At 59.9% G+C, this 12121-nt stretch carries 10 protein-coding genes; 2 read left to right on the top strand and 8 right to left on the bottom strand.

The genetic code is table 11. The annotated features are described in order from the left end of the window. Positions 1-59 precede the first annotated feature (59 nt). On the bottom strand, positions 60-512 hold the full coding sequence (locus tag ACTJLD_RS11005; RefSeq protein ID WP_048994445.1) for a type II toxin-antitoxin system HicB family antitoxin: 453 nt from the start codon (positions 510-512) through the stop codon (positions 60-62). Between the two features lie 327 nt (positions 513-839). On the opposite strand from ACTJLD_RS11005, the gene ACTJLD_RS11000 reads away from it, so the two are divergent. After that, complete coding sequence (locus tag ACTJLD_RS11000) at positions 840-1712, top strand: slipin family protein (RefSeq protein ID WP_440658740.1); 873 nt, start codon at positions 840-842, stop codon at positions 1710-1712. Between the two features lie 1007 nt (positions 1713-2719). Here ACTJLD_RS11000 and ACTJLD_RS10995 read toward each other — a convergent pair. Continuing rightward, positions 2720-4138 (bottom strand): aldehyde dehydrogenase family protein, encoded by a 1419-nt coding sequence (locus tag ACTJLD_RS10995; protein ID WP_440658739.1) that lies wholly within the window; start codon positions 4136-4138, stop codon positions 2720-2722. A gap of 247 nt (positions 4139-4385) precedes the next feature. Here ACTJLD_RS10995 and ACTJLD_RS10990 point away from each other — a divergent pair, with 247 nt between their 5' ends. Further along, positions 4386-4532, top strand: a complete 147-nt coding sequence (locus ACTJLD_RS10990; RefSeq protein ID WP_440658737.1) for a hypothetical protein — start codon at positions 4386-4388, stop codon at positions 4530-4532. Positions 4533-4581: 49 nt separating this feature from the next. On the opposite strand, the gene ACTJLD_RS10985 is transcribed toward ACTJLD_RS10990, so the two are convergent. The 6 genes from ACTJLD_RS10985 to ACTJLD_RS10960 all read right to left on the bottom strand — a co-directional run bounded on the left by ACTJLD_RS10985 (position 4582) and on the right by ACTJLD_RS10960 (position 11946). Continuing rightward, a complete protein-coding gene (locus ACTJLD_RS10985) occupies positions 4582-5040 on the bottom strand; it encodes an NAD-binding protein (protein ID WP_440658735.1) in 459 nt (152 codons plus the stop codon). A 116-nt stretch (positions 5041-5156) separates the two neighbouring features. After that, the gene (locus tag ACTJLD_RS10980; RefSeq protein WP_124646763.1) at positions 5157-6872 is read right to left on the bottom strand and encodes a sigma-54 interaction domain-containing protein; all 1716 of its coding nucleotides are present in this window, start codon (positions 6870-6872) and stop codon (positions 5157-5159) included. 286 nt (positions 6873-7158) lie between these two features. Next, positions 7159-8553, bottom strand: a complete 1395-nt coding sequence (locus ACTJLD_RS10975) for an MmgE/PrpD family protein (RefSeq protein WP_440658733.1) — start codon at positions 8551-8553, stop codon at positions 7159-7161. Positions 8554-8584: 31 nt separating this feature from the next. Beyond that, the gene (locus tag ACTJLD_RS10970; RefSeq protein ID WP_440658731.1) at positions 8585-9565 is read right to left on the bottom strand and encodes a Bug family tripartite tricarboxylate transporter substrate binding protein; all 981 of its coding nucleotides are present in this window, start codon (positions 9563-9565) and stop codon (positions 8585-8587) included. Between the two features lie 31 nt (positions 9566-9596). Next, on the bottom strand, positions 9597-10643 hold the full coding sequence (locus tag ACTJLD_RS10965) for a Bug family tripartite tricarboxylate transporter substrate binding protein (protein ID WP_440658729.1): 1047 nt from the start codon (positions 10641-10643) through the stop codon (positions 9597-9599). 31 nt (positions 10644-10674) lie between these two features. Then, on the bottom strand, positions 10675-11946 hold the full coding sequence (locus tag ACTJLD_RS10960; RefSeq protein ID WP_440658727.1) for an iron-containing alcohol dehydrogenase family protein: 1272 nt from the start codon (positions 11944-11946) through the stop codon (positions 10675-10677). Between the last annotated feature and the right edge of the window lie 175 nt (positions 11947-12121).

Genomic DNA, 12121 nt, shown 5'->3' with positions numbered 1-12121 from the left:
GCCTCCTCCCCCATCGCCGCACCATCCGCAGCGGCTTCATGCCCGGCACATCCGGGCCGTCAGGCCGCTTCCGACAGCGATTTCGCGATGGGTTCGCACCGCAACGGTCCGTGCTGCGCGGATCGGACGGCTGCGTTCTCGCACGCCAGCGACACGAAGGCATCGCGAGTCGTATGCAGCGCGTTCGCCGTCCGATCGATGTCGTGCACGATGCGCTTTGGTAAGCACAGCTCGATGCGCACCGAACTCGACGTCATCCGGCTCAGGTCCAGATCGATGAACCGCCAGATCCCGTCCCCGGCATCAACTTCCGACGCCTGCAATACCGACATGTCCGTGGTCGGTGGCGGAACGAGACGCGCGGAGCGGTCGTAGCGGGCCATGACCCGTTGCTCGGCGGCCGCGTGCAGCTCGCCATACGAGTCGCCCTCCACGCCGACCTCGGGGAAATCCGGAAGCGCGCCGCGATAGCGGGGCTGCCCATGCTGCGTGATGTAGATCGGATATTTCATTAACCGCTCCCGGCTGAAGAACGTGACGAACGTCATCGTGCATCGCGCAGGCTCGTCGAGTCGGTACGCTGAAGAACAGTCTCCGGGAAGCGTTTCGTGGTGCGCTGCACGTCGTTCACACACCGGATCGCCCGATATTTCGCTATCCGGTCACGCAAGCGCAGCGCGCGCGATCGAGGTACGGCACCGTACCGATCGGCATGGCGATAGGGCGCACGCTCGCATCAGGGCTTCTGCCCCTGTTGCCAGAACGCCCAAGACGACCCGAGATGCAGTGCGCCTCATCGCTCATGCGCCAGGTTGTCGTCACCGAAACGGAGCGTCACCATGAATCCCATCATACTCGTGTTATCTGCCGCGTTCGTCCTCGCGGCATTCGCCATCGGCGCGTGGGGCCACCTGTATCTTGCGGCCCCCCTTTTCATCGTCGCGGTCCTGATCGCACTGTCCGTGCGGGTCGCCAACGTCTGGGAGAAGTTCGTGATCCTGCGGATTGGCAAGCTGCAAAGCGTCAAGGGTGCCGGTTTTTTCATGATCATTCCAATCCTGGACAATGTTGTCGCGATCATCGACGAACGCATTCAAACCACCGCCTTCAACGCCGAACAAGCGCTGACCAAGGACACCGTGCCCGTCAACGTCGACGCCGTGATTTTCTGGCACGTCCATGACGCGCAGAAAGCCGCGCTCGCCATCACCGACTACCGGCAGGCAATCGACCGCGTTGCGCAAACCTCGCTGCGGGAAATGATCGGGGCATCGATGCTGGCTGCCTTGTTGTCGGATCGCAAGGCGGCCGACATGCACCTGCGCGACGAGATCGGCAGAAAGACCGTGGATTGGGGCGTGACCGTCCGCTCGGTCGAGACCCGCGATGTTGCGATCCCAGTCGCGCTGCAGGATTCGATGTCGCGCCAGGCGCAAGCCGAGCGCGAAAAGCAGGCACGGGTGATCCTCGGCTCGGCGGAGGCCGAGATCGCGACCAAGTTCGTCGAAGCGGCGCAGGTCTACGAAAATCATCCAGGTGCGCTTCAGTTGCGAGCGATGAACATCATCTACGAAACGACGAAGGAACGCGGCGCGACGATCCTGATCCCCAGTGCGATGGTTGACAGCCTGAATCCCGTGCTCGCGCTTGCGATTGCCGGGTATGACGCGGCGGGCGCCGCGCCGGTGCCTGCGCTCAAGACAGCAGCGTGATCGCTAGCTCGTATTCGCTCCCCCGCGACGCCTTGCGCAGATCGCCCGGACATTGCTAGAACGGGGTGTACCCCACACGATTTGATGACGAGACTGTTGCGAATACTCCACCGTGGGCAGGAGGCGGAAATTGCTTCATCACATTACAACGCGGGGTTGGTCGCGGCAGGGGTGGGTCCCCCTCTCATTCGAGGTCGGCCGTGGATCTTCACCTAGTATCGATTGATGATCGCCATGAACGTATCGTTGCAAGGAGATAGTGGCCGCGTTCACCTCACAAAGGCTGATCGTCGAATTGCAACTGGTTCGTCACCGAGACGATGCCGTCGACGCGCCAGGCGACTGTTGCTACGAAATTCGCCTCGTTCGCGTCGGCAACCGAGCCGACAAGCGTCGCGATGACGGTGTATCACCTTGCGGGCGACCCACGCGCCCTTTTCCGCGCCTTCATTTCTTGTTACTCGTTGGTTGGATGGTATGCCTGTAGCCCGCTGGCTTGAAAAACAGACAGCAACCATTTGATTTTAAACAAATATTTAGAGGCGGCGGGGCGCAACCCCGCATGCAGTCCAGATCGCTCTAACCGGAAAATTGCACGGAGATCAAGGTTACCCCTACAACAAACAAAACGACTGCTAGATACAATTATGTCAAATTTATAAGTATTAGGAAAAAGGGCCGGCCGCAATTATCGTTCGAATTTCCGGACTGACCGTATCGGGAACACGGATAGCTCGGGCGGCCCCATCCCACCCGCTCTCGGAAGCGTGCGCGGTGGCCAGCATCGACAAGACCACAGAAAATAGAAGCAGAGATCGACAATGTTTCAGCATGGGTTTTCTCCGTTCAACGTGCCGGATCAACAACATGAAGCTCGGTGCCGACTCACTTGTCCAGAACACTTCGTCGCCTCGTGACTCGCCTTGTGCAACACTTTGAACCGCGAAGCCGCCGCCTGCGCAAGCGCGGCGAACAATCCGTCAACAGCTGGAGGCCGGCACGAACAATCAGGCGAAGCCGATCACGGCCTTCGTCTCGAGATACTCCTCCATCCCGAATACACCCATTTCGCGACCGTTACCCGATTTCCGATACCCCCCCATGGGCGCAACGGTATTTGCCGGCGCACCGTTGAAAAATACGCGACCAGCGTTCAATTTACGACAGGCGTCCAGTCCTTTTTCGCGATCTTTGGTGAAGACGTATGCGCCAAGTCCATACTCGGTGTTGTTTGCGATCTCGATCGCCTCCTCCACCGTCCTATACGTCAGGACCGCGGTGACCATACCGAAGATTTCCTCACGAGCAATAGTCATATCGGGCGTGACATCGGCAAAGATCGTAGGACGAACGAAGAAGCCCCGATCGATCCCCTCCGGACGACCGGGGCCACCGCAAACCAAACGAGCGCCTTCTTCCAGTCCAACTTTGATGTAGTGCTGGATCCGATCGAACTGCGCGCGATTGACAACCGGACCATGTGTCGTTTCGGGATTTTTCGGGTCACCGATACGCATTTCCGCAACGGCTTCGCGAAGATAGCCGAGAACCTCTTCGAGCTGATCGTCATGCACGAGAAGGCGCGTCGGAGAATGGCAAGACTGTCCGCTGTTCGAAAAGCCGCGTGTCACGTTATAGACCGCAGCGGCCCGCAAATCGGCGTCCGGAAGGACAATGTTGGCCGACTTGCCGCCCAGTTCTTGCGCGACACGCTTTACCGACGGCGCAGCCGCCTCGGCTACGAGGATCCCAGCGCGGGTCGAGCCGGTAAACGACACGATGCCGATATCGTCGTGCGCGCTGATCGCGTTGCCGACGATCGGGCCGTCACCGTTCACAAGATTGAATACCCCGCTGGGCACGCCGGCCTCGTGAAGAATCTCGGCGAGAATCAACGCGCTCACAGGCGTGAATTCGGACGGTTTCAGCACTACCGGACAACCTGCTGCGAACGCCGACGAGAGCTTGTTGCAAATTAGCTGGTTTGGCCAGTTCCAAGGGGTAATGAGCCCCGCCACGCCGATCGCTTCGCGACGAATGATACTGACACCCAGCCAACTCTCGAATTCGTAACCCTTGAGCGTCTCAATTGCCTGCCGGAGCGCCGCAAGGCCGGACGCCGTATGTTGCTTCAAAGAGCACGGCGCACCCATTTCTTCGGTCAACGCCGTCATGATGTCGTCTTCGCGACGCAGGTACACCGCGATGATTTTCTCGAGGAGTTCGATCCGCTCCTGCTTGGGGGCGGCGCTAAAGGCGGGGAGTGCACGCTTTGCCGCTTGTACCGCTCGATCCACGTCCGCTGTACTTCCCAATGCGACGACTCCGAAGGTCTCCTCCGTCGCCGGGTTGATGAGGTTGAATGGACGCGACTCGATAGGATCGACCCACTTGCCATCGATGTAGAACTGTTCGAATTTTCGCATTGTCTGGTTTTAACGGTTGAGGTATGCAAACCACGTTGCAAAACATGTGCCATCAGATCGATGCATAGCACTTCGCCGATCTGCCGGTTGCACATTGAACGACATCGAATCGATTGTCCGCGCGGTAAGCACGACTGTCTTCACCGCAAGCACCAGACTCGGTGAGTACACCTGACGCCCGTATCGCGTCGCCGGCTGCGATCGGGAATCGCGCTTGCGAGCACACCGGCACACTGGTGGATTGCTCGTGGATCTTCTCGACGGCGACGCCGTCATCATTTTCCTGCCCGGCGGCCCTCGCCATTTGATAGACCTGCAGTGCGGCATTCGCCATGAACATCGGCATCTTGGCCGACTTGGCAAACGCGGCCTGGAACGCGATGTCTTTACGTGATATGCACGCAGATACCGTCGAATTTGCGCGCGACGGCCCGCGGAGCCAACTACTGAAATGCGACGCTATTGCTGGCTGTATCGCTGATCACCTCGACCATTTGCGTCGGATCGAGTGCGACCTTCGCGCCAAGCGCGAGTACCTCGATAGTCAGAACGCGGTTGGCCCGGAACAGCATGTTGTCCATGAGCTTCACTGCCGTGTCGTTGCCGACGTCACCTAGATAAACCACCTGCGATGTCATGGACTCGAGAATCGAACGTATCTTTTCAAGGGCCGCCGCTCGGGCGCCGACATAAAACTTGAGCGTTCCCTCCTTTGCCTCATTTTTATTCCGGTAACAGGCGAATCGATGATATCGACGCCATTGCCGAGCGACTCCTGCGTCTTTCGAGGTGGCAGCGGGTCGCTTATCACGACGTCGCCCGGTTGGGCCAAATCCTATGAAGCCGCCCGCCTCGGTGATCACCTCGTCGGCCTGGGCAGTCGTATCAATCAGCGAAATCAAAATTGCAGCGCGACGGGCTACATCGACCGGCCCCCACGACGCACGGCGCCGATAGCGACAAGGCGACCTACCACCGACCGGGCGACGACATTGCCCGGCCGATCGGGCATGGTCCGTCAAGACGTGGTCAGCCCCATCTGAGCAAGCCGCTTGTAGAGATATGATCGCGAGATTCCCAGGCTGGAAGCCACCCGCTTCTTGTTTCCGCCGAATTGGGTCATCGCCTTCCGAATGAGCTGCTCCTCGACCTGCTCCACTGCGCTACTCACGCGCATCGTGTCGTGCTGCCCGAGCGACGGCGGATAGGACGACCGATCCGAAAACTCCGGAGCCGCGACGGTCACTTCGGGACTCGCATCTGACAGATCGATGACGCCGAAGTCGGCTACATCGATAATATCCGTGTCGCTGAAGATGGCCGCTCGTTCGAGCGTATGCATCAGCTGGCGCACGTTCCCAGGCCACGATTGGACCTGGAGATAGGCCAGGGCGTGGTCCGACAGTCGCTTTGGCCGCTGTCCATGCCGCTCCGCAAACTGGTTGAGCGCCAGATCCGCGAGGAGCGGGATATCGTCGAGTCGTTCGCGAAGCGCCGGCAGCCGAATGACGACCGCACCGATTCGATAGAACAGATCGAGCCGAAACGTACCGTCTGCGATCATCGCTTCGAAGTTTCGGTTGCTTGCACTGATCAAACGGAAATTCGAATGCCGAGCTTCGGTTCCGCCGACACGCTGGAACGACCCGTCCTGCAACACGCGCAACAACTTCACCTGCACGTCGGCGGGCATGTCTCCCACCTCGTCGAAGAACAGGCTCCCGGCATCGGCCTGTTCGATCTTGCCGCGCCGGCCTTTGCGTTCTGCACCGGTGAATGACCCGCCCTCATAACCGAACAGTTCACTCTCGACCAGCGTTGACGGCAACGCCGCAGCATTGACCATAATCAGATTACCGTCCCGCATGGCGCTCAACTTGTGAATCGCATGAGCCGCCAACTCCTTGCCGGTTCCGCTCTCTCCTGTCAGCAAAACCGGGACGTCGAGCGGCGCGACCTTCACGATTTGCTGCTTCAGGCGCTGCATCGCCTGACTTTCCCCGACGATCTGGTCGAGGCCGTAGCTCCGATTTTTCAGATCCTTCAGCTCTCGGCGGTAGTACGCCACTTCGGACTTTAATTTCGTCAGCTCGGTCGAGAACGTCTGCAATTGCTCGGGGCCTTTGAACATTACCTGGCCAATCGCGCCGACCATCTCTCCGCGGGCATTCTTGATCGGGTGCCGCGTAACGACCCGCGTCACGCCTCGCATTTCTTGAATCGCACCGATCTCCGCTTTACCCGTGGATACCACCTTGTCGAGCCGCGTATTTTCGATCACCTCCGATACGGGACGGCCAACAGCGCTGCCAGGCTTCATTCCGAAGAAGCGCTCATGGACGGGGCTGATATACCGCAGCACCCCGTCGCGATCGACGACGGTCAGCGCTTCGAATGGATTCGTGAGAAAGTGACTGAGGATGTCGCTCGCGAAATCGACGGAACCGACGAACTCGAATAGCGCGTCGCGCCCCTCTCGAAGCAGAGCGACGAGTATCGTCGCATCCGTGGCCGGTAGCACGATAACCACAACCGGCGAAGAATCCGGACCTTCAACCGTGAAAATGCGTTGCTGGCGGCGCCGAGCATCATGCCAACCCGCGACGATTCTCGTCGCCATTTCGCGCTGCTCGGCGATTCCGGTCGCCGTTAACTCCTTTCCGTCCGCGGAAAGAATCAATACGCCACGTAGCGACGCCGCCACACCAGGTCTGGCAAAATCGAGTGTCTCCATGATGGTATCCCTATGTCTCCGTGGCGATCATCGAATCGCTTTTTTTTTGGTCTGTCCTCACCGCGGACACAGCGTAACACCACGAAATCCAATGATCAGTGGGCCGGATCGACAGCTCCTGTTGATCCGACTCATCAATCTCTGGGGCATTACCGTGGCAAGCGCCTGCACTAGTGCGTCGTCCCCGAACTGGTCTGACGCACGAGGGAAATCACCTATTCATCACAGGTAACATCTGGTCCATCCGCCGCCGCGCGCTCATCGTCGGACGAGCGCGCGTGCTGCATCAGTTCGGCAATTGCAGAAAGCGAAGCAGATCTGTCGCGGTGCCGGCACGCTCAAGCCCGCGCACTGCGGCCTCGAGACGCTCCACCTGATCCGCGGGAAGAGCTTTCGACGCGAGACGGCGAAATTTTGTCGCCATCTGTTCGTCGCTCATCGGACGCTGATAACTTCCCAGGAAGTTGTCGACCGTCTTGCGCAACGTCGTTCCGTTTGTCAGCAGGATCTCAACATCGGCGCCTCGCGCAAAAGGCCGCCCCTTTCGTTCGCGCTCTTCGCTTCGTACCACATCGACACGCTTCGCGAATTCGACCAGATCCGGACGGCCGACGTTTTCATCGATCATCTGATCGACGAATACCTCGCCGTCAATGAGCTTCATGCCGATACAGAAGCCGAGATGCATCTGAGCCGCAGTAAGCCCATTCGGGACGTACGGCGTCCAGAAGGAATGACGCACCGCATCCTCGGTCATTCGCACCGTGATTCGCTCGACGTCGGTCGCGGTCAGGCCCGTTTCCTCCATGACCTCCTCGATCGCGTCCAACGCGGACAGGTTCGTGCCGACTGCCGCGTGACGCTTGATGGAAATCCGCATTGTTTCCCAACGCGTGCCGAGCTCACCGATCAACGCGGACAAGTCGAACTGGTCGGCAGTCTGCGTGAAGGTGGTGCAATATCCGCCATAGGTTTCCTCGAACACATCCTCGATGCCGGTAAACCCATCGGCGGCCAACAATGCCGAATAGAGCCCACTTTGTGCTGCCTTCGCCGACAGCATGCGCTTGACCATCGAGCCGAACTGGGCAGCCATGATGCCCGACGCCTGGGCACCCGCGATACCAAGTGCGTGGTACATCTGCTCGCTGTCGAGACCGAGGACGATTCCGGCGGCCACCGCGGCCGGAAACGGTCCGAAGATGCCGGGCGTATGCCAACCTCGTACCAGCATCTTGTTGCCGTTCATGCAGAGGCCCACCCGTGGACCGACCTCGAAGCCGGCGATGATTGCAGTCAGTAGAGTTTCGCCGTCGACGTTTTCGGGGCCAACATATTCGGCCGCCGCGAGCGCCGCGGGCAAGACCGCCGCGCAGCTGTGAATGGATGCCGGATTCGCATCGTCCAGCTCGTAACCTTGAATCATCGTGCCGTTCAGCAGCGCCGCATTGACGGCCGACGCCGTTTCACCGCGCCCCCACACCGATGCCCGCCCGCCATCCGGCTCGAGCTTGCGAACCACGCCTGCCAGGATTCGGGTCCACTCAAGACTTGCGCCGAAGAGCCCGCATCCTAGACCATCGAGAATGATCAGCTTTGCGCGATCGCGCACATCTTCTGGAACGTCGGCCAGTTTGAGTTTCGCTGCAAATTCCGCCAGTTGACGCGTATATGACGTCATGAGTCACCTCCTCCAAATTTCGTTATGCACGTTACTGCTTTGGCATGCCCACATATGCGGCAAGCTTTGTTTTCTCGGCTTCATTTTTCAACAGGAGATCCGTGAACTCCTTTGGGGACATCGTCACGGGTTCGAGCCCGTAACCTCGCAGGCGCTCTGCCAGCGCCTTATCCGAAACCGCCGCCTGCAATGCCGACGACAGGCGTTGAACGACGGCCGGCGGCGTACCGGCCGGCGCCATCAGGCCTTGATACAGAACGTAGCTGTAGTTCGGATAACCGGCCTCGGCGACCGTCGGCACGTCCGGCAGTGCAGCTAGGCGCTTCGGGGACGTCACGGCCAATGCTCTCAATTTTCCGGCCTTCAGATAAGGAGAGCTGCTGATCAGCGAGTCGAAGATGACGGAGATCCGTCCACTCATTACTTCAGGCAACGCTTCGCCATTGCCCTTGAACGGAACGTGCATCATCTTCAAAGCGCTCTGCTGCAGGAATGCGGCCGTAGCAAGATGAGTAGTACTCCCCACGCCCCCAGATCCGTAGGACAGTTTGTCCGGATTGGCCTTCACATACGCAGTCAGTTCGCCGAACGACTTGTAGGGCTGGCTGGCGCCGACTTCGATCAGTAGCGGTGACGCGACCGACGGCCCCACTCCGGTGAAGTCCTTGCGGAGAACGAAGCCCGGATCACGCTTGACTGCCGACTGCAGGCCTATCGTATCCGCGGAAGTCGCCAGCACCGTGTATCCGTCCGGCCGTGCGTCCTTCACATAGCGGATGCCGACCAATCCGCCTCCGCCGCCACGATTTTCGATAATCACCGGCTGCCCCAAGCTCTGACCCAGCTTCGGCGCAAGCAAACGCGCGACCGTGTCTGCCAGACCGCCGGGCGCCGTCGCGACCACGATATGCACCGGCTTGGTCGGAAACTGGTCGGATGCCGACGCGGACACCGCTCCGAAAAGGACGAAAGCGCCTGCCGCCCATCCAGGGCAAAAAAATGCGTGCTTCATGAGAAGATCCTTTCTCCATGACTTCGATTTCCTACGACGCTGCGTCGTGGATGCCCCGCACATCGGCGACGCTCTTCACCTGCTTGCTGACACGCCAATTACTGCTTGGCATGCCCACATATGCGGCAAGCTTTGCTTTCTCAGTCTCATTTTTCAGCAGGAGATCCGTGAACTCCTTTGGTGACATCGTCAAGGGTTCGAGCCCGTAACTTCGCAGGCGCTCCGCCAGCGCCTTATCCGAAACCGCTGCTTGCAATGCCGACGACAGGCGTTGAATGACGGCCGGCGGCGTACCGGCCGGCGCCATCAGGCCTTGATACAGAACGTAGCTGTAGTTCGGATAACCGGCCTCGGCGACCGTCGGCACGTCCGGCAGTGCTGCGAGGCGCTTCGGGGACGTCACGGCCAATGCTCTTAATTTTCCGGCCTTCAGATAGGGAGAGCTGCTGACCGGCGCGTCGAAGATGACGGAGATCCGTCCACTCATCACTTCAGGCAGCGCTTCCCCATTGCCCTTGAATGGAACGTGCATCATCTTCAACGTGGTCCGTTGCAGAAATGCGGCCGTAGCAAAGTGAGTCGCACTGCCCACACCTCCCGATCCGTAGGACACTCTGTCCGGATTCGCCTTCACATACGCAGTCAGTTCGCCAAAAGTCTTGTAGGGCTGGCTGGCTCCGACGTCGATCAGAAGCGGCGATTCGACCATCGTCCCCACCCCCACGAAGTCACTGCGGAGAACGAAACCCGGATCACGCTTGACTGCCGACTGGAGACCGAGCGTGTCCGCGGAAGTTGCCAGCACCGTGTATCCGTCCGGCCGTGCATCCTTCACATAGCGGATGCCGACCAATCCGCCTCCACCGCCACGATTTTCGATAATCACCGGCTGCCCCAAGCTCTGACCCAGCTTCGGCGCCAGCAGGCGCGTGACAGTGTCCACCATACCGCCGGGCGCCATCGCGACCACGATATGCACGGGTCTGGTCGGAAACTGCTCGGTTGCCGACGCGGACGCCGCGTTGCAAATGACGAATACACCCGTAACGAACCGGCGACAAAAGAATGCGTGCTTCATGAGATGTCTCCGTCTCCGAGATCTTTATTCCCTACCACGCCGCGTCGAGGATGCCGCGTATATCGGCGACGCCTGTCACCTGACGCGGACTACGCTTGATAAACCAGTCCTGCATAGCCGCTTCCGCGATCGGATCGAGATCGTCTTTCGTCACGCCGATGTCGCGAAGTCGCCGAGGAATGCTCACCTTCGCGAGCAGGCTCTCCAGGAGTTCGACGGCTGGCGCCGCATACCGCTGTGCCGAATCGGCGGCCGGAACCCATAGACTGTCGGCAATGCGCCCGGTCGAATCGTGCGTTGCAGGGCTATTGAAACGCATCGTTTGCGGCAGCACGATGGCATTGACGATCCCGTTCGACACGTTGCTTCGATGCCCGATCGCATGCGCCAGTACCGACGAAAGCCCACCACCCGACTGCTCGGTCCCCCGCCCGCAAAGGACGGCGGCAACCGCCAGACGTTCGCGAGCGGCGATATCTTCAGGCGACATACAGTCAATATTGCGCGCGATGAGCCGTAGCGCTTGCGTCAACATTGCCTCCGACACGAGGTCACAGCGCGGCGACTCCAGCGCTTCGATTGCCGTGGAAAGGGTGTTCAGCGTGGCCCCTTCGACGAGCGCCGCAGGAGCGGTGCCGAGAAAACCCGGATCGAGAAAAATTGCCTTTGCCCGCGTCTTCGGATCGAACAAGGCAAGCCGCTGTCCCGTCTCGGTGTCGTGCACGGCACTTCCCGCTTTGACAAACGCGGTACTTGGCGTAGTCGGCACAACGAATTGCACAAGCTTCTGGGCGGCCAGCCGGGGGCTGTCGAACTCGCCGCTCGCGAGCCTGCGCGTGCAAAGCTCGCCCGCCGGCCGCTTCTCTGCGAGCAAGATGCTTGCTGCACGGGCCATGACGGCGGCCGACCCGCCCCCCACCGCAATCACGGCGTCCGCCTCCAGAGCACTCAGCGCACGAGCCGTTTCTTCTACGGAGTGCAACGGACTATTCGGCAGAACCGTCGCCGTCTCACCGACCAGCGCGGCACCGAGCGTATCGCGCAGCTGCCGCATCGCTTCGGAAGACCTGACCGACCGACCACTGACGATCACGGCACGCTGACAACCGCTGCGCTTGATCTCCTTGGCCAATGCAGCAAGGCTTTCGTCGCCACAGTAAAGCCGCAATTCCGGGGCAATGTGTTGAAAGGAGATAGATCGGGAAGTTTGATTCATCGTATGTAGGCGCAAAAGCGTAGAACGAAGTTGTCCTTCAACTTGCAATTGATGTGCCATGCCTTTCGCAGGGTCATTGGCCGTCACGAGCCCTCCAGGATGTCCACACCAACGACGGTGCGCCCGAGCCGTGTCCACCGGTAGTACACACAACGCTCGATGCGCTGTCGGCACCGCGCGTTGTGTCTAAAGCCGCTTGACTTGTCGCGTCGGCGAGCGCCAACGCGACGCTAACGCCAAACCCCAACATGTCGCCGCAACC

Source organism: Burkholderia sp. 22088 (genome assembly GCF_052045915.1).
Taxonomy (GTDB): Bacteria; Pseudomonadota; Gammaproteobacteria; order Burkholderiales; family Burkholderiaceae; genus Burkholderia; species Burkholderia cepacia.
The sequence above is the reverse complement of the archived record's forward strand: the minus strand, read 5'-3'. Positions and strand labels throughout refer to the sequence as shown.